The organism is Symbiopectobacterium sp. RP (genome assembly GCF_050472005.1).
Taxonomy (GTDB): Bacteria; Pseudomonadota; Gammaproteobacteria; order Enterobacterales; family Enterobacteriaceae; genus Symbiopectobacterium.
In genome coordinates, this window is sequence record NZ_JBGOGS010000001.1 from 1697985 (window position 1) to 1712527 (window position 14543).

Below are 14543 nucleotides of genomic sequence, written 5' to 3' on the forward strand. Positions count from 1 at the left end.
TTAGTTCCAGTTAGACTGACATAAGCGATAACCCCGCCTTGGTGTGCGGAGAAACGCGGTATATCCCGTTATTGATCCCCTCTGTGCGCTAACTGCAAGGAGAAGTCAGGTCTTGGCTAACACAGCAGGACAGCGACGGGAGTGACGCTACTGAATGAAATATCGAACACTCTCGGGAGAATGCCCTGGATTTCGTCATTTCTTTTTGGGCTGGTATTTCATCGCCCATGCCTTTGCTATGCGAAAGCAATCGTCAAACATCTTCCCCTTCCCTGATGCTGAGCTTGAACAGCGGTAGTGATCTAGCGCCCTGTCTGCCCCCTTCAGGGCGACCGATGGCGCATAGCCCTGTTTCAGCAGTTCGGCGACCACATGCTTTTCAATGAATGCTGTGTAGTCTTTCATTCGGCTTCCCTTATTCAAAAAAGACATCGCTGAATTTCAGGTTTGCCCAGTCGCTTTCCGGTGGTAAAACAAGTACGCCTCGCTCATCTTTAACAGCAATATCCGAGAGCATGTCTCCAAACTCATGAAGCAAGGCGTTCATATATTTGATGCCACGTTGATTTAACTGTGGAACTTTGCCTACGCAGATTATTGCTCGTGGATCTGGTTTTTCACTGAATGGGGTCATAAGTTTCACATAAAACCTGGCTCGCCATTCTGGTGGTTTTCTGTCTCCTAGATAGCCATCAAGCAAAGGCATCAAAAAATGACGACTCACTTCTATATCACCGGTCTCGTAACGGTAGACGGGACGACGGTTAGTTGCCATCAGGTAGTACATATAAGCTTCGGCAACGCGCCAGCAGAAAAACTCATGAGGTTGGAGAATCTGTTCCATTATTTGCCTCCTCCGATCAACTCGAAGGATATCTGGCCTATTTCGGTTACCAACTTCTGTGCTTTTTCCAACGCGGGGAGATCATCCTGGCGCTTACGTAAGCGGCGACCGGCATCAGATGAATCTTCATCGGATGCTTTACGAGCTGAAGCAACGATATTCTGCATCTGCTGGATGGTATGACGCACATCATTCGGTTGGTACTCATTTTCCATCAGATCAAGAGCCCAGCGCCGAAGTGCCTTTGCCACCTCAGTTTCTGCCAACATACCGAGTAGATGTAGGCCACGTAACGAGAAAATACGAGTCTTTGTTCTTAAGTTTCCGCAACCCTTTGATTTTCCCGAGGTCACTGTAACAATGACCTCGGTCATGCTTGGAGAAAACTCGTCACTGTTTGCGTTGTATAGATTGGTCACCGATTTTACATTTGCATAACCTAGCATTTTCGATGATTGCTGGGCGGTGAACCATAAGCCACCGTCTCCACGATCATATGTAGACACGGAGTGATTTTTAAACGTTAATGCTGTCATAGCGTTTACCTTTTCTATGAAATGAACCTTTGCCGAAATAGAACGTCAGCCCACCGAAGGCTCGCCAGCACAAACTGACGCCCTCAAAGGCTCATTCCATAGGTTCAGGTTCGGTGTTTTTAGATGCGCTTTCGGTGCGCGGGGATATTGCAAGACACAAAAAAAGCCCGGATTCACCGAGCCTCATTGTTTGGTTTCACAGCCTTGCCACTTCTTCACAGAGTTGCACAGCTACCTGGCAGGTAAATTCTTCCGGGATCCTTCGATTTCCCGAATGCTTCGCTTGTCGGCGTTACACTTCTCAATAACGGTCAGCAATTCTTCATTCAGCGCTACGCTCTGGCCGTATGTCATTTGATGAGCGATTTCAGGCGCTGGGCAGTCCTGTAGAAGTTCAGCGGGGATCGGTACGACGGGTGCCGTTACGTATTCTGTCCGCGTGCTCTCGCAGCTTGTTAACGACATTATCAGGAACAGGCCGACTAGCACACTCATCAGTCGATAATTTTTCACGGATGTAAACCCCGGTATTTTCCGACCGCTGCTGTATCTGCTGTTTTTCATCGTGATTGGCCTGCGTGATGGCGGTGAAGATGCGCATCGACTGGATCAGATTTCCAGCGATGGTTTCGACCTGCTTTTGTTGCCGCTCTGCTGCTTCGAGGTCTTTCGCTTTATCACTGTATGCGTCGTGGTAGTAGTAGACGCCAAATGACAGTGTAGCCAGCAGAGCAACGAGAGCGGCGTAGAAATATAGCCTCATGCGCCCAGCCCCCAGCACGATAATTCCGCCTCCTGGTCACGCCGCGCTATCTGCCCGTAACAGTTATTGGCGCGGATACGGCAATCTTTGCCTCCGTCCCAAATCCAGCGCTTAATCTCTTTGCAGGCACCAATGAGATCACCGGCATTCAATTTGCGGTAGAACGTTGAGGTGAAGCAGTTACCGGGACCGATATTCCACGGACAAAATGAGGCAATGCCGACTTTCTGAGTCTCAGTGAGCGGCACTTTAACGTTGCGATCCACCCAATCGAGCGCCTTTTGCTGTTCTGCGGCATCAATCTTTGCGCACTGCCCGGCGGTCAGCTTCATGCCCTTCACTACCGGCTTGCCATCTACCCGTGTCACGCCACCGCAAATCGTCCAGATGCCGCCGCCGTCAGGATAAGCGTTTATACGCATCCCCTCTTTTTCAGTCTGGAATTGCGCCATCATCACGGGAGCAGTCGCGCCAGCAGCGATGAGCGCCAGCATTGCCGCACTGAGTTTGCTTGCTTTTGACATTACGCACCGCCTTTTTCCCTCAGCTGATACTCCTTCCTGCGGTAGTACCAGTTGATAGCAAAAGTGCCGATTGTGCAGACCATACCGACAATAATAGCCCAGTCACCGAGCGTTAACCCGGCCATTTTGTCTGCAAGCAACCATACGCTCTCTGTAGTTGATGCGGCGTAGGCTCTGGCAGACGCGCCAAGGCCCATTAAGCCCGTCCCGCTTCCGTATGAAAGCCTGCTGTAGAGAGTGCTCATTCGTGTCATAGCCTCACCCGCTAAGTGGGCGCTGTGTGATTTACAGGAAACAAAAAGGCCGAGCAATAGCTCAGCCTTAGGATATTTATTAAACAAGAATTATGATTAAGTCGTGTTACTGTGGAGTGCTGCACCAAACTGCCGAGTCATAACGAGAAGGACACCGCAATGAACAATAAACCAACAGCCCGCCAACTTGCGTTTGAATATCTTCGCAGACTGTCCGAGGAGCTAAGCCCTACCGATTACCTGAAGAGATTTGAACAGCTGGAATCAGAATTCAGCGCATTACTTCACTCATCAGGCTCCAATGATAAAACAACAGGGCTTTGCGATTTTCTGTCGCGCTTCTGTACAAAATGCAAAATCGATAGCCAGAGTAGAAACCGCTAGAAAGCGAAAACCCCGGCATTAACCGGGGCCTTATCGCACATCTAAGCCAAGCTGATATGGACGAAACAGCAAGCGAGATGTGCGACGGAATAATTTTATTCAGCAATCAGCAGCTGTCAACAGGAAAAAGCCCCAGCTGTCAGGCTGGTGCCTGAATTGGCACCGCCCCTTTCAGGCGGTTTGACGGAGTATTATCCGTTAACAAGACCTCTCAGCCTATGCGGCGGGAGCAGCAAGCCATCGGCTGAACATACCCGCTTGGCGGTTCCATGGTGAGCGCCGCCTCGTTTATCTCACCACCAACAATATGCAATTTCGCCATTGTTAGACTCATTATGGGCATTTTCATTCAGATGTCAAGACCTTGCTTTTAAAATGATGCATCCGTGGCAATCGTGCTTCTATCGGGTAATTTTATGCAGCGCGGTAGATGCTTTTGATTCCTCTTTGAAGCATTCGCCCACAATAGCCTCATAGAATGGCTTGTAGTGGCGTGACCAGCTTGGTTGTGATACTTCCATCACCTGCAAACACACAGCTCGCCTGACGTTCTCAGAGGGCATTTTACGGTATCCATTCCCTTTGCACTTCGGGCACTCTTTGTAGACGGGCAATCCGCCGTTAGCCCTGGTTGCTACTTCATCGACTACCTTCCCTCTTCCCTTGCAGCGACATGAATTGCTGACGACCGCTTTACCGCAGCATGTCGGGCATTGCACGCGAACCACTTCACGCACATTGCGATGCACTTCATAAGCTGATGGGATGAAATCCTTTACTTCCATGAATACAGACATCTTCACGAATTCCTTTTCTCTCTGTGGCATATGGGATTTTGTCGTAAACACCTCCGTATCGATAAACCCATCAGTGCAATCTGGACACGGTTTAACGCTCGCAGCACTAAGCGCATAGTCCTGATATGCAAACGTTGCGAGCACTTGCAGTAGCTTCGATTTAGTATCTTCATCGAGTTCTGAGATAGGCCTGCGTCGTCCCGCCAGACCATTAGCAATGCCTACCAATCCCTCAATCGCTTTATCCGGGCTGCTGACGCCAATCTTGGCCAGGAATAAATCTAACCCTATACCGCCCTCCTGGTGTGTCATGCCAATGGCGGCCATCACATCAGTTATCGATAGTGAGTCTGTTCGTGTTGCCGGGGATCCGTCGGAAAGTTTCGGTGATTTCGGTGAGAAGTATTTCGGTATCGACTCTAAATTCACTTGGCTTTCCTCCGAGGACTGGCATCCCAGCCTCGATAATGCGTTGGCTGGATAGTTGAGGTGATGTGCGTGAAGAGGTTGAGGATGTCGTGAAGGAATTTCATGCCACCTCCAATTCCGTGATGACGATATCCAGACTGCCTCCACGCTCTTGCTGCCCGCGTTTTACCCTGAAATCGTCTATCTGCTCGTCGTCCAGCATGAATCCGGCGTGCGTGAGCGCATCGAAAACCGCCTTTTGCAGGTTGTCGAGGTCACGGCGTCGTTTGTCTGGCGCGTGGGCGATAATGGAAATTTTCAGTCTTGCGGGAGTGTTGATATCGAGGTGTTGCTGTTGAATTATCTGGATGATGCCTTGTCGGTATGCTTTGCCTTTCTCGCTGATGTAGTGCCGATGTCGTGCGTGTCGCCAGTAGGTGTTTAACGATGGTGGCCACGGCAGTTTCAGGTGATATTCGGTCATCGCTTAATCTTCCCCTGCGCCAGTAAAATCACCTGTGTGCGCATGACGCCTTCCAGATGATGCAGCCGGGCATAATCGGCATCGGTGATACGCGTGCGGCGGTCGATTTCGTCGTGACAGGCAGAACAGGCCCATGCGCCAAAAAGGTCGTCAGGCTTCATGCCTGTGCCGCAAATGCCGGACATTCGGTAATGGGCCAGCACTACGGTTTCAGTGTTGCCGTTACAGATACCCGAGAGCCTCACCTGACACTCTCGGCCTCTGGCCTCTTTTTTAAGATTCGCCATAGCTACCTCCACATCCGGTTAATCAGCGCGTGCTTGCTTACCGTAGTCATCCCTTTAGGGGTTGTGCGCCACGGTCGCCAGATGAACAACACGCTGCCCTTGCTGTTACCCGCCTTGCCTTGTTTGCCCGTTTCAGCGCTGATAAACGACAATCGCCCTTCGGTGATGAAGCGCACCTCATCAACCGTTTTCTGAGCCAGTGCGAACCATCCCGTCGAGGTATCCGCAGGCAGCAGCATAACGACCGTTTTATTCTGCTTGCGGCTCTGCTCAGCAGCTTTATCAACCCAGGGGCGGATATTGCTGTACGGGGGATTGCAGAAGATGGCGCCGGTGCTACTCCAGTCACAGGCAAGGGCATCATCCTCTGGCGTCAGATACAGACGACACAGGGTATTGTCGTGGTCCGCGGCGGCATCGAGGTAGAAGCCAAACTCCGCATCCAGCGCCTGGAAGACCTCGGGCGGGGTTCGCCATGTGTCCTTGTGCTCTGGTCTGGTGTGTGATTTGAGTGCCATATCTACCCCCACACCTTGTTGAGCATTGAGCGTGGTGTTGGTTTGAGGTACTGCTGTTCGGGAAGGGTGACAACGACATCCCAGTATTTGGGGTCGCGGCTCAGTGACCTGGCAGCGCGATAGCCGTTGTCTTTGTAGTGCCTGACGAGTAGCTCCGCCTCTTCACCGGTTAACCCGTCGTACTTGAAACTGGTTTTCTTCATCCGACTCTCCCAAAATAATCCCCGGAATAACGCACCTCCCGCCGCCTGACGCCGTTGCCGACCGACCAGGCCTGGGCATACTCAATCAAACTGTTCATGCGCTTTACGCCCATCTGAGCCGTGCTCTCGCGGATGCTGCAAAACTCCCCCTCCAGCCCCGTCACCACCTCCCCCGGCCTGCCGGTAGCGATGGCATGTCCCGAGACAAACAGCGCCTTCCAGTCCAGCAGCGGGCGGGGTTTATCGGCCCACACCACCTGACGCGAAACATCGGTGCATAACGCATGGAACAGGTCGTTCTGCGGTAATGTCCGTTTAGCATCGTTGACGGTAATTTCGAGAGGGCGGTGTGGGTCGGTGGGCAGGGAATCAATAAAGGCTTTCAGGTTTTTTCGTATTCGTTCATCACGCAGCAGGAAGCGTGTTTTATCCATGTCACCCTCCACTTCTGGCGCGAAGCCTTCTGTCCTGCTCTATCAACTTTCCAATAAGTGATAGAATGAAGTTAATTTTTTGCTCGCTTGAGGTTATCTCATAGCGTTGTAACAACGCCACCTCAGGCCTGTCTGCGTTACTCAATATCGTGGATATATCATTCAAATAGGGAGTTAACTTATTCATGGGTATGCTTTCCTTTAATACAACCTGTCCTCACTGCTTGAAAGAAAATGCAGTGTCATAGGGGGTTCGTGAACATAGGCGGGGTATACTTAAAGGGTCTACACCCGCAATGGCCTATGGTGCCGATCGATGGAAGTTGCCGCCTCATTGGTGTGGCTGTCGAAACCAAAATGCGGCTAATCTAGCCACGGCATAAGCAGGTGGGTGAGAGGTCGCAGAGATGCGGCCGAACGTTGTTTACAACACAGGCGTATGCTTTATAGTGATGTTTTAGCATTCTTACTTTATGAGCGTTTTTATGAGCGAGTTACTTAGCCTAAAACTAGTAATAAACGGCATTAGCCCCAGCGAGATCCCAATGAATAAGCTGGCTGGTTATCTTGCCGATCTCGCTACGCTTTATGGAGAGGAAAAGGATGTCAGATTCAAAGCGGTCACAGATGGATGTGTTGAAATTCACACTTACACAACCAACACAACATCGCACAACGTCATTTGCGCAAACATAATAGAAAACCTTGACACGAGCAAACTAGCAAAACGCATATCAAAAGATAATTTTTCAGCAGAAATATACTCTAATAACAACTTGTTAAGCTCAATTAGAGCGATAAGTGACGATAAGCCAATCTTGGTCACAAAGAAAAACACAAAAATACAAGGCGAGTTGTATCACATCGTTGAAAAGAACCATGACCTGGTTTCAGTAAGGCTTAGAGGGAATGGTGGAGAGATACTAATCTGTACCGCAACGAAACCTGATGCAGTTAGGCTAGCTAAGTATTTGTTTAAAAAAATCAGAGTGTATGGAGACTCTCAGCACGAGAAAAAGGATGGTGTATGGAAATTGAAAAACCTAAAAATAGAAAAATTCGTTGAACTTCAAGATACAACGTTATCAGAAGGGCTTGGCCGCTTGTCTAGTGATCCTGCAAATAAATGGGGTGAAATAGAAGCTCAGGCTGAGCTGATACTGAAATACAGGAGTTTCAGTTGAAAAAAATAATAGTAGACACCAACATCCTAATTTGCCTTATGGAAAAGAATTCACCAAGCACTAACCTGCTTGGTGATGATGGGTTCTCAAAGATAGAAAATCTTGAATTGAGGTCACGAACACTTCTTGAGCACATTGAACGCCAAGGCGGCACCATAGCGATACCAGCACCTGTTCTTGCTGAGTATTTGCTTGGAATTGACGGTGAAAGAAACAAGCACGCTCACGTAGAAAGAATATCGAGCATGAACTGTTTTGAAATAATTCCTTTTGAAGAGTTAGCAGCAGTAGAGTGCTCATTACTTCCATCTATTCAAGAGTTTAAGCAGTTTTCCAAACAGATAAATTCAAACCAAACCGCTAATAAGATCCGATTCGATAGACAAATAATATCCATTGCTAAAGCAAATGGGATCACAGAAATTTGGAGTTCTGATGGTGAAGTGATCAAGAAAGGTAAGGAGGCTGGAATTGATGTTAAATCAATATCTGAGAGCCTGTACACGAGATTGTGTAATTGCCTGATTTTGATATGTTCAATCCAACATCAAAAGCAGGTTACTTTATGGACGAAAAACAGTTACAGGCTCTGGCTAACGAGCTGGCCAAAAATCTCAAAACCCCTGACGCTCTCAACCAGTTTGATCGCCTGCTGAAAAAGATCAGCGTTGAAGCTGCCCTTAATGCTGAAATGACCCATCACCTCGGGCATGAGAAGCACCAGTTCAAATCTGGAACTAACACGCGCAATGGCTACTCCACAAAGACTGTTACCACCGGCGATGGTCCGCTGGAACTGCGTACACCACGTGATCGTGATGCTTCCTTTGAACCGCAACTGCTGAAGAAGAACCAGACCCGGCTCTCCGGGATGGATAACCAGATTTTATCGTTGTATGCCAAAGGGATGACCACCCGCGAAATTGCCGCTGCGTTCAAAGAGCTGTATGACGCGGATGTCTCACCCGCCCTGGTATCGAAGGTCACCGATGCCGTTATGGAGCAGGTTGTTGAATGGCAAAATCGCCCCCTGGATGCGCTTTATCCCATTGTTTACCTTGACTGTATCGTTCTGAAAGTCCGGCAGGACAGCCGCGTTATCAATAAGTCTGTGTTCCTGGCGCTGGGTATCAATATCGAAGGCCAGAAAGAGCTACTGGGGATGTGGCTGGCCGAAAATGAAGGCGCAAAGTTCTGGCTGAACGTGCTGACAGAACTGAAAAACCGTGGCCTGACCGACATCCTCATTGCCTGTGTGGACGGCCTGAAAGGGTTCCCGGATGCCATCAACACGGTCTACCCGGAAGCCCGCATCCAGTTGTGCATCGTGCACATGGTGCGCAACAGTCTGCGCTTCGTTGCCTGGAAGGACTATAAGGCGGTAACACGCGACCTCAAAGCAGTGTATCAGGCTCCAACCGAAGAGGCCGCGCTTCAGGCGCTGGAGACGTTCGGTGGGACATGGGATCAGCGCTATCCGCAGATAAGCCGGATCTGGCAGTCAAACTGGGCCAACCTGTCGACATTCTTCTCGTACCCGCAGGAACTTCGCAAGGTAATCTACACGACGAACGCTATAGAATCACTGAACAGCGTGCTCCGGCATGCAATCAAGAAACGCAAGGTGTTCCCGACTGATGAGTCGGTGAAGAAGGTCGTATGGCTGGCAATCCAGGCGGCATCACAGAAATGGACGATGCCCTTACAGGACTGGCGTATGGCAATGAGTCGCTTTATTATCGAGTTCGGTGACCGCCTTGACGGTCACTTCTGAGGAAAGGCATTTACACAAAATCTTAAACAGGCTCATATCTGAAATACAACCCATCTCCTTATCTGACCAGTTCCCACTAAATCTTCTTCATGACATTCCTTCGCCAGACAAAAATAAAATGAACTAACCCCCCCACCCGGCCCCGCGCCGGGTTTTTTGTGTCCTGTCGATGAAGTACCTTGACCGACACCTCGCCCCTCCAATCGCTATGGTTAACCATGGGGGGCGTTTTTACCCACCCAAACCAAAAGGGCTGCCATTGCCAGCAGCCCCACGATGCATTCTGTTAGATAGGCTGTCATTCCTGTTTCCCTCGCTTTAAAAACCCATAACTTCTTTCAGCGGCTTTCCGTGTATCCCTTTTCATCACTCCTCCTGTTTGTTTGCCTAGACGTCAGCGCCTTTTGCGTACCTGCGTACGCTGGTTTCTGTCTGCTGCCTTGTCGTGCACTTCTCCCGCGCTTCGTCCTGGTCGCACTCAATGAAATGACCGTTAACGAATCGCTGATAGACGGTGCCGAGTGAGCCAAAGCGGTTTTTTGTGACGATGATTTCTGCGAATGGAGCGGCGGGTGAATTCTCGTTATACACCGCGTCGCGGTAGAGCATGATGATTGAGTCGGCATCCTGTTCAAGGCTGCCAGAGTCACGCAAATCGGCGTTGGTCGGGCGCTTGTTAGGTCGCTTCTCAACGTCTCGTGATAGCTGACCAAGCGCGATCACTGGCGTTCGCAGCGTCTTGGCCATTGCCTTTAGGCTCCATGAGATATGGGCTATGGCAAGGTCGTTACGCTCCGCTTTCGGTTTGGCGATCAGCCCGAGATAGTCTGCCATGATCAGCGATAGCGCTGGGTGCTCCTGTTTGTGCCGCCTGGCAATGGCTACGATTTCCTCCACCGTCAGGCGACAAGCATCAACGACCCATACGTCAAGATCTGCCAGTCGGTTAATCCCGTCAACAATCCTCGCCCATCCCTCATCGTCAAGGTTTGAAGGGTTACGCAGCAGACTTACCGACATCCGCCCTGCCCCGGCTATCGAACGCTCAGCTACCTGTAGAGAACTCATTTCCATGCTGAAAATCAGAACGCCCCTCCGCTGGTTCTCCCCGGGTAACTTCCGGTTTGCCACGCCTTCGGCGACCTTAAGCGCCAGTTCAGTTTTCCCCATTCCGGGCCGGGCGGCGACGATCACTAAATCCTCAGCGTTCATCCCCCCGGTGATCGCGTCCAAGTCGTCAATGCCTGTTTTCAGCGTGTCGGACTCTTCCCCGTTTTTCAGGCGGCGCGCTAACGTGTTGGTGTATTCGGAGATGATGTCTCCAAGGCGAACCGGCTTCACTTCCTGCTTCGGCTTTCGAATGCCTGACAGTCTGCCGATAAGTTCGTCCATCGCCACGGTAGCCACTTCAATCGATGAATTTCCGATTGTCCCGCGCATCTCGTCAACAGCCGAAACGAACATCCGGCGCTGGTACATTTCAGTCACCGTGTCGGCATAGCCCCGCAGGTTTGCAGCGCTGGGGCAGCTACGCGCCGTTTCCATGATGTCGGCAAAATGCTCATCGCCACATTCCTCGGCAACCATCAGGGAATCAATCATGTTTCTGGTGCGAGCCTGTTTACGGATCACCTCATAGGCTCGTTTGTAAATCGGGATCTCGAAGGTTTCCGCCTCCAGCGTTGCCAGAACGTCAGTTGCCGTTGGCGTTAAACCGCCGATCAGCAAACCACCAATCACGCTGGCCTCGATATCCTGTCTCATAGCGTACCCTCCCTGATTTTCGTCAGGGTCTTGCGTTGAAGCAGGTAATCAAAATTAGCCACCCAGCCGCGATCGTTGTCGCCAAAGTGGAACGGCCTGGCAGCAGCCATAAACGCCCTGACGTAGGACCTAAAGCCGTCCAGGTTTGGCGTGGCCAGAGATTTAACCAGAGCAGCAAGTTTCCGTTTTCGCTCGTCATTGGCTTCAACAGCGTGAGGCAGTCTGTCACCCACGGCTTCGTTGTAGGCGTTCAGGTAGTCGTCGTATTTGATTGGGTTTGATTTTCGTTTGGAGGGTTTACCCCCCTTCACACTTTCACCCGTAGGGGGTAAGGGGGTTTTAGGTTCTATGACTGGTTCAAAAGAGTGACTGATTCTGGTGCCGCCTGTCGGCATAGGGGGTGTGCCGCCTACCGGCATAGGGGTGCCATTTCCCGGCACAGGGGGTGTGCTGGTAGTCGGCATAGGGTTATCCAATTTCAGATAGTAAACATTGGATGCATTACCCTTGCCATTATTCGTACCGGTACGATTTTCTTTTACCAACAAACCCGCCTTTTCCAGTGCATCAATGTGATCTCGAACAGTGCTTTTACTGCATTCACAATGATCGGCAATATGCTGATACGAAGGCCAGCACTCCCCTTTGTCATTGGCATTATCAGCCAGCTTCAGGAGAACCAGCTTACGTATCGGGTTACCGACTTTGATATTCATGGCCCTAGCCATCAATGACATGCTCATTTGCGTTTCTCCCCGGACTCATGCAGAGCCAGGTAAAGTTGTTGTTGCAGGCGGAAGAGTTCGGCGAATTTCTTCGTCGCATCCTCTGGCATCAATGTTTGGGGTTCAGGATGATGGCGACAGGTGCCCTTTTGCTTGAAATTCCGGCTGTTTCGTGCCATAATTCCTCCTGAAATCAATTTGTTGTTGCAATTTTAAGCCGGAAAAGTGTTCTCCCACTGACCGGCTTTTTCTTTGCTCAGATACCCCGCCAGCCGCTTGGCTAACTCAGCCATTTCATCATCGGCAACACCGCAGTTCAGCACGGCTAACATCAGACTCACCTGTCGAAACAGACCGTTCTTCCAGCGACTGACTTGGTACTCCGGTACGTTCATGGCGGCGGCAAAGGCTTTCTGTCCCATCAGGGCTAACTTGTTGAGTAGCGCCGACTCGATGTGAGCGGCTTTCTTGCTTTGTGTTGCGTGGTTCATGTGTGATAATTTCCTTGTTGAAAAAAACAGGTTATCGGATGCGCGTGTAGAGACACGGCACCTGTGTTTTGGTGATCAACAGACGTGACGAAGCCGTGAGCCAGTCACAGTGAGTTTGTTACTGTGGGATGTTGCGTTCGCCACGTTGTCGGTGGCTTCCGTAGGACGAGTGTCCGTTGTAAAGAGCGGTACTGCGGGTTAGGCAGATAAGTATTGATAATATTTAGCTTTCTGTGGTGCCCCCACTAGGTTTTCATAAATATCAGGACGTAATTGAGCTTTGGTTACAGCACCATCGGTTGCTTCCTCCAAACTTCTGGCAAGAGAAAAACCTACTTTTTTGTAACCATTAAATATTAGTCGCAAGTATCCACGGCTACTGCCAACTTTATGAGCAAGCTTATGTTGCTCTGCGATTGTTAACGTATCCCAAAACTCTTTCATTGGTACCTCCTGGGTACATTATACAGAATAAAAATGAACACGCAAGGCACTTGTACCTGATTGATACATATCGATAGAATGTTGGCAATATGAAAACTAATGATGAAATCAGGCGAGATAACGCCAGAAAGCTTCGTGATAGTGTTGGGGGAAATAATTCCTTCGCTGCTTTTATTGACCGTGAATCCACTCAAGTTAGTCGTATCATCGGGAAAAACCCCACAAAAAAAATAGGTGATGACTTAGCTCGTCATATTGAAAAATGTTTCTCTTTAGGTGTAGGCTGGCTAGACAGCGAACATCAGGTAAGCAATCATGCTGCTGTTAATAACATCTCTGAAACCAATCTTGCAATACGAATGGTTCCTCTCATCTCTTGGGTACAAGCTGGTTCGTGGACTTCTATTCAAGATACCGAAGAGGATGATAACTTTTTGCAACAGTATCCATGTCCTGTTCCTTGTAGTGAGATGACGTACATTTTAAGAGTTGTCGGTGACTCGATGATAGAAGAATACTCGCCAGGCGATATGATTTTTGTTGATCCAGAAGTTGAAGCCATTCATGGTGATGATGTAATAGCTTTATTGCTTGACTCGGGTGAAGCTACATTTAAGAGACTTATTGAAGATAGTGGCAAAAAATATTTGAAGGCACTAAATAAAAACTGGCCAGAACAGTACATACAAGTAAATGGTCGTTGCTCAATAATAGGTACTGTAATTTTTTCTGGAAAAGCAAGACGTTATCTTAAATAAGAAAGGTTATTGATAAAAGCCCGCAAGTGCGGGTTTTTTTATGCTTGACAAATGTACCCTATGGATACATTATGTTCCTAGAAGACCCACAATCGGACGCTAGACGGTGGGTGGAACACCAACCCGCAACGGCAATACCCCGGCAGGCAAGACCTCGAGTTACCCGCCGATTGCCTGAGCGTAAGTAGCCAGCCCGAGGCGCACGAACATGACGGCGGTTGGGATAGCTAACGAAAGAGGAGATGGAAGATGGTAACAAATACAAATAGCGCCATTGAGACCCGGCGCTTTGATAAAGACGCAATCAGCACAGTGTTTTCAGCCGGTAGTATGTACATTGCGAGCCTGCTGCTTGACGAGTTGAAAGATAAGCACAATGCCCAACTCGGAATAGTTAAATCTCAGGATTCAGCTATTCGCGGTGTAGTCTGTGAGCTTTCTTCACTGAAGATGAGCATAACAGAAGCTGAGGCTGTTACTGATCAGACCTTACATACTGATCTCCTTCACCTATCGACCAACCAGCGTAACTCGCTAAGTCAATTTTTGGCGGATTGTCGTAGTTTAAAATCGTTTTTAGATACTTGCGCTCTTCTTCCGGCAGATATTCAGAATTCATTTCTTCCTGAAGGACAAAAAGCAGGTCATGAACTGAAGTAGATCTTATTTCTTCTGGTCTCCAGTTGGTTTTTAAGAAAACCATGTGATGCAGAGCTTTAATACCAGAAAGATCAGAAATTGATTTTTTATATTTATCCCTATGATTTTTAAAAACCATTTCGATTAAAAGCAAATGATGTAAGTGGGTATGGCATTTAAGGACTTTCAGAGTAGATGGTTTCTCTCTGATATCGTATTCATTGGTGTCGTAAAACTTGATGAGATCATGCTTTAACGTAAGGTAAAGATTGTCGTAATCAGTCATAGAAAACCTTCTTGGTTGTGTGAGAGCGCCAAGGATACCACT

Annotated in this window: 25 protein-coding genes and 1 pseudogene; 7 read left to right on the forward strand and 19 right to left on the reverse strand. The window is 49.2% G+C overall.

Annotated elements, in window-relative coordinates:
- Window positions 1-195: 195 nt before the first annotated feature.
- From ACD630_RS11355 to ACD630_RS11385, 7 genes are all read right to left on the reverse strand, one after another.
- On the reverse strand, window positions 196-405 hold the full coding sequence (locus ACD630_RS11355; protein WP_430358827.1) for a hypothetical protein: 210 nt from the start codon (window positions 403-405) through the stop codon (window positions 196-198).
- A gap of 10 nt (window positions 406-415) precedes the next feature.
- Window positions 416-844, reverse strand: coding sequence for a hypothetical protein (locus ACD630_RS11360; protein WP_430357763.1), 429 nt, complete (start codon window positions 842-844; stop codon window positions 416-418).
- The gene (locus ACD630_RS11365; RefSeq protein ID WP_430357764.1) at window positions 844-1380 is read right to left on the reverse strand and encodes a BRO-N domain-containing protein; all 537 of its coding nucleotides are present in this window, start codon (window positions 1378-1380) and stop codon (window positions 844-846) included. Before ACD630_RS11365 ends, ACD630_RS11360 begins: the two co-directional genes overlap by 1 nt.
- Before the next feature lie 231 nt (window positions 1381-1611).
- The gene (gene lysC, locus ACD630_RS11370; protein WP_430359818.1) at window positions 1612-1875 is read right to left on the reverse strand and encodes an Rz1-like lysis system protein LysC; all 264 of its coding nucleotides are present in this window, start codon (window positions 1873-1875) and stop codon (window positions 1612-1614) included.
- Window positions 1775-2143 carry a hypothetical protein gene (locus ACD630_RS11375; protein ID WP_430360137.1) on the reverse strand — a complete coding sequence of 123 codons (369 nt, stop codon included), beginning with the start codon at window positions 2141-2143 and terminating at the stop codon, window positions 1775-1777. Before ACD630_RS11375 ends, lysC begins: the two co-directional genes overlap by 101 nt.
- A complete protein-coding gene (locus tag ACD630_RS11380; RefSeq protein ID WP_430359111.1) occupies window positions 2140-2667 on the reverse strand; it encodes a lysozyme in 528 nt (175 codons plus the stop codon). The genes ACD630_RS11375 and ACD630_RS11380 overlap by 4 nt, the downstream gene beginning before the upstream one ends.
- Window positions 2667-2921 carry a phage holin gene (locus ACD630_RS11385; RefSeq protein ID WP_430357700.1) on the reverse strand — a complete coding sequence of 85 codons (255 nt, stop codon included), beginning with the start codon at window positions 2919-2921 and terminating at the stop codon, window positions 2667-2669. Before ACD630_RS11385 ends, ACD630_RS11380 begins: the two co-directional genes overlap by 1 nt.
- Window positions 2922-3080: 159 nt before the next feature.
- Here ACD630_RS11385 and ACD630_RS11390 point away from each other — a divergent pair, with 159 nt between their 5' ends.
- On the forward strand, window positions 3081-3305 hold the full coding sequence (locus ACD630_RS11390) for a YdiH family protein (protein ID WP_430357765.1): 225 nt from the start codon (window positions 3081-3083) through the stop codon (window positions 3303-3305).
- 401 nt (window positions 3306-3706) lie between these two features.
- On the opposite strand, the gene ACD630_RS11395 is transcribed toward ACD630_RS11390, so the two are convergent.
- Window positions 3707-4429 carry an antitermination protein gene (locus ACD630_RS11395; protein WP_430359995.1) on the reverse strand — a complete coding sequence of 241 codons (723 nt, stop codon included), beginning with the start codon at window positions 4427-4429 and terminating at the stop codon, window positions 3707-3709.
- On the opposite strand from ACD630_RS11395, the gene ACD630_RS11400 reads away from it, so the two are divergent.
- A complete protein-coding gene (locus ACD630_RS11400; protein WP_430359112.1) occupies window positions 4419-4586 on the forward strand; it encodes a hypothetical protein in 168 nt (55 codons plus the stop codon). The genes ACD630_RS11395 and ACD630_RS11400 overlap by 11 nt on opposite strands.
- Before the next feature lie 45 nt (window positions 4587-4631).
- Here ACD630_RS11400 and ACD630_RS11405 read toward each other — a convergent pair whose 3' ends face one another.
- Genes ACD630_RS11405 through ACD630_RS11425 form a run of 5 tightly spaced genes read right to left on the reverse strand, consistent with a single transcriptional unit; the run spans window position 4632 to window position 6436 of the window.
- Window positions 4632-4994 (reverse strand): RusA family crossover junction endodeoxyribonuclease, encoded by a 363-nt coding sequence (locus ACD630_RS11405; RefSeq protein ID WP_430359113.1) that lies wholly within the window; start codon window positions 4992-4994, stop codon window positions 4632-4634.
- A complete protein-coding gene (locus tag ACD630_RS11410; RefSeq protein ID WP_430359114.1) occupies window positions 4991-5281 on the reverse strand; it encodes a DUF1364 domain-containing protein in 291 nt (96 codons plus the stop codon). Before ACD630_RS11410 ends, ACD630_RS11405 begins: the two co-directional genes overlap by 4 nt.
- A gap of 2 nt (window positions 5282-5283) precedes the next feature.
- Window positions 5284-5799, reverse strand: coding sequence for a phage N-6-adenine-methyltransferase (locus ACD630_RS11415; protein ID WP_430359115.1), 516 nt, complete (start codon window positions 5797-5799; stop codon window positions 5284-5286).
- Between the two features lie 2 nt (window positions 5800-5801).
- Complete coding sequence (locus ACD630_RS11420; protein WP_430358834.1) at window positions 5802-6002, reverse strand: hypothetical protein; 201 nt, start codon at window positions 6000-6002, stop codon at window positions 5802-5804.
- Window positions 5999-6436 (reverse strand): recombination protein NinB, encoded by a 438-nt coding sequence (locus tag ACD630_RS11425; protein ID WP_430357707.1) that lies wholly within the window; start codon window positions 6434-6436, stop codon window positions 5999-6001. Before ACD630_RS11425 ends, ACD630_RS11420 begins: the two co-directional genes overlap by 4 nt.
- 264 nt (window positions 6437-6700) lie before the next feature.
- On the opposite strand from ACD630_RS11425, the pseudogene ACD630_RS11430 reads away from it, so the two are divergent.
- From ACD630_RS11430 to ACD630_RS11445, 4 genes and pseudogenes are all read left to right on the forward strand, one after another.
- A pseudogene (locus ACD630_RS11430) lies at window positions 6701-6808 on the forward strand (LexA family transcriptional repressor); the annotation flags it as partial.
- A 113-nt stretch (window positions 6809-6921) separates the two neighbouring features.
- Window positions 6922-7620 carry a hypothetical protein gene (locus tag ACD630_RS11435; protein ID WP_430357708.1) on the forward strand — a complete coding sequence of 233 codons (699 nt, stop codon included), beginning with the start codon at window positions 6922-6924 and terminating at the stop codon, window positions 7618-7620.
- Window positions 7617-8276 carry a type II toxin-antitoxin system VapC family toxin gene (locus ACD630_RS11440; protein ID WP_430359116.1) on the forward strand — a complete coding sequence of 220 codons (660 nt, stop codon included), beginning with the start codon at window positions 7617-7619 and terminating at the stop codon, window positions 8274-8276. Before ACD630_RS11435 ends, ACD630_RS11440 begins: the two co-directional genes overlap by 4 nt.
- On the forward strand, window positions 8186-9394 hold the full coding sequence (locus ACD630_RS11445; protein WP_430359996.1) for an IS256 family transposase: 1209 nt from the start codon (window positions 8186-8188) through the stop codon (window positions 9392-9394). The genes ACD630_RS11440 and ACD630_RS11445 overlap by 91 nt, the downstream gene beginning before the upstream one ends.
- Before the next feature lie 387 nt (window positions 9395-9781).
- Here ACD630_RS11445 and ACD630_RS11450 read toward each other — a convergent pair whose 3' ends face one another.
- The 5 genes from ACD630_RS11450 to ACD630_RS11470 all read right to left on the reverse strand — a co-directional run bounded on the left by ACD630_RS11450 (window position 9782) and on the right by ACD630_RS11470 (window position 12818).
- On the reverse strand, window positions 9782-11158 hold the full coding sequence (locus ACD630_RS11450) for a replicative DNA helicase (protein WP_430359117.1): 1377 nt from the start codon (window positions 11156-11158) through the stop codon (window positions 9782-9784).
- Complete coding sequence (locus tag ACD630_RS11455) at window positions 11155-11901, reverse strand: helix-turn-helix domain-containing protein (RefSeq protein WP_430358838.1); 747 nt, start codon at window positions 11899-11901, stop codon at window positions 11155-11157. The genes ACD630_RS11450 and ACD630_RS11455 overlap by 4 nt, the downstream gene beginning before the upstream one ends.
- Complete coding sequence (locus ACD630_RS11460; protein WP_430359118.1) at window positions 11898-12062, reverse strand: hypothetical protein; 165 nt, start codon at window positions 12060-12062, stop codon at window positions 11898-11900. Before ACD630_RS11460 ends, ACD630_RS11455 begins: the two co-directional genes overlap by 4 nt.
- A 33-nt stretch (window positions 12063-12095) precedes the next feature.
- Window positions 12096-12374, reverse strand: a complete 279-nt coding sequence (locus ACD630_RS11465; protein ID WP_430357713.1) for a CII family transcriptional regulator — start codon at window positions 12372-12374, stop codon at window positions 12096-12098.
- 198 nt (window positions 12375-12572) lie between these two features.
- A complete protein-coding gene (locus ACD630_RS11470; RefSeq protein WP_291971013.1) occupies window positions 12573-12818 on the reverse strand; it encodes a transcriptional regulator in 246 nt (81 codons plus the stop codon).
- 89 nt (window positions 12819-12907) lie between these two features.
- On the opposite strand from ACD630_RS11470, the gene ACD630_RS11475 reads away from it, so the two are divergent.
- Complete coding sequence (locus ACD630_RS11475; protein ID WP_430359119.1) at window positions 12908-13576, forward strand: LexA family protein; 669 nt, start codon at window positions 12908-12910, stop codon at window positions 13574-13576.
- A 475-nt stretch (window positions 13577-14051) separates the two neighbouring features.
- Here the strand turns inward: ACD630_RS11475 and ACD630_RS11480 are convergent, their stop codons facing one another.
- Window positions 14052-14501, reverse strand: a complete 450-nt coding sequence (locus tag ACD630_RS11480) for an ECs1072 family phage-associated protein (protein WP_430358843.1) — start codon at window positions 14499-14501, stop codon at window positions 14052-14054.
- Window positions 14502-14543: the final 42 nt, after the last annotated feature.

Excerpts from the sequence above, each read along its gene's own strand:
- ACD630_RS11355 (WP_430358827.1), bottom strand. The coding sequence starts at position 405 with ATGAAAGACTACACAGCATTCATTGAAAAGCATGTGGTCGCCGAACTG.
- ACD630_RS11360 (WP_430357763.1), bottom strand. The coding sequence starts at position 844 with ATGGAACAGATTCTCCAACCTCATGAGTTTTTCTGCTGGCGCGTTGCC.
- ACD630_RS11365 (WP_430357764.1), bottom strand. The coding sequence starts at position 1,380 with ATGACAGCATTAACGTTTAAAAATCACTCCGTGTCTACATATGATCGT.
- lysC (WP_430359818.1), bottom strand. The coding sequence starts at position 1,875 with ATGAGTGTGCTAGTCGGCCTGTTCCTGATAATGTCGTTAACAAGCTGC.
- ACD630_RS11375 (WP_430360137.1), bottom strand. The coding sequence starts at position 2,143 with ATGAGGCTATATTTCTACGCCGCTCTCGTTGCTCTGCTGGCTACACTG.
- ACD630_RS11380 (WP_430359111.1), bottom strand. The coding sequence starts at position 2,667 with ATGTCAAAAGCAAGCAAACTCAGTGCGGCAATGCTGGCGCTCATCGCT.
- ACD630_RS11385 (WP_430357700.1), bottom strand. The coding sequence starts at position 2,921 with ATGACACGAATGAGCACTCTCTACAGCAGGCTTTCATACGGAAGCGGG.
- ACD630_RS11390 (WP_430357765.1), top strand. The coding sequence starts at position 3,081 with ATGAACAATAAACCAACAGCCCGCCAACTTGCGTTTGAATATCTTCGC.
- ACD630_RS11400 (WP_430359112.1), top strand. The coding sequence starts at position 4,419 with ATGGCGGCCATCACATCAGTTATCGATAGTGAGTCTGTTCGTGTTGCC.
- ACD630_RS11395 (WP_430359995.1), bottom strand. The coding sequence starts at position 4,429 with ATGGCCGCCATTGGCATGACACACCAGGAGGGCGGTATAGGGTTAGAT.
- ACD630_RS11405 (WP_430359113.1), bottom strand. The coding sequence starts at position 4,994 with ATGACCGAATATCACCTGAAACTGCCGTGGCCACCATCGTTAAACACC.
- ACD630_RS11410 (WP_430359114.1), bottom strand. The coding sequence starts at position 5,281 with ATGGCGAATCTTAAAAAAGAGGCCAGAGGCCGAGAGTGTCAGGTGAGG.
- ACD630_RS11415 (WP_430359115.1), bottom strand. The coding sequence starts at position 5,799 with ATGGCACTCAAATCACACACCAGACCAGAGCACAAGGACACATGGCGA.
- ACD630_RS11420 (WP_430358834.1), bottom strand. The coding sequence starts at position 6,002 with ATGAAGAAAACCAGTTTCAAGTACGACGGGTTAACCGGTGAAGAGGCG.
- ACD630_RS11425 (WP_430357707.1), bottom strand. The coding sequence starts at position 6,436 with ATGGATAAAACACGCTTCCTGCTGCGTGATGAACGAATACGAAAAAAC.
- ACD630_RS11435 (WP_430357708.1), top strand. The coding sequence starts at position 6,922 with ATGAGCGAGTTACTTAGCCTAAAACTAGTAATAAACGGCATTAGCCCC.
- ACD630_RS11445 (WP_430359996.1), top strand. The coding sequence starts at position 8,186 with ATGGACGAAAAACAGTTACAGGCTCTGGCTAACGAGCTGGCCAAAAAT.
- ACD630_RS11450 (WP_430359117.1), bottom strand. The coding sequence starts at position 11,158 with ATGAGACAGGATATCGAGGCCAGCGTGATTGGTGGTTTGCTGATCGGC.
- ACD630_RS11455 (WP_430358838.1), bottom strand. The coding sequence starts at position 11,901 with ATGAGCATGTCATTGATGGCTAGGGCCATGAATATCAAAGTCGGTAAC.
- ACD630_RS11460 (WP_430359118.1), bottom strand. The coding sequence starts at position 12,062 with ATGGCACGAAACAGCCGGAATTTCAAGCAAAAGGGCACCTGTCGCCAT.
- ACD630_RS11465 (WP_430357713.1), bottom strand. The coding sequence starts at position 12,374 with ATGAACCACGCAACACAAAGCAAGAAAGCCGCTCACATCGAGTCGGCG.
- ACD630_RS11470 (WP_291971013.1), bottom strand. The coding sequence starts at position 12,818 with ATGAAAGAGTTTTGGGATACGTTAACAATCGCAGAGCAACATAAGCTT.
- ACD630_RS11475 (WP_430359119.1), top strand. The coding sequence starts at position 12,908 with ATGAAAACTAATGATGAAATCAGGCGAGATAACGCCAGAAAGCTTCGT.
- ACD630_RS11480 (WP_430358843.1), bottom strand. The coding sequence starts at position 14,501 with ATGACTGATTACGACAATCTTTACCTTACGTTAAAGCATGATCTCATC.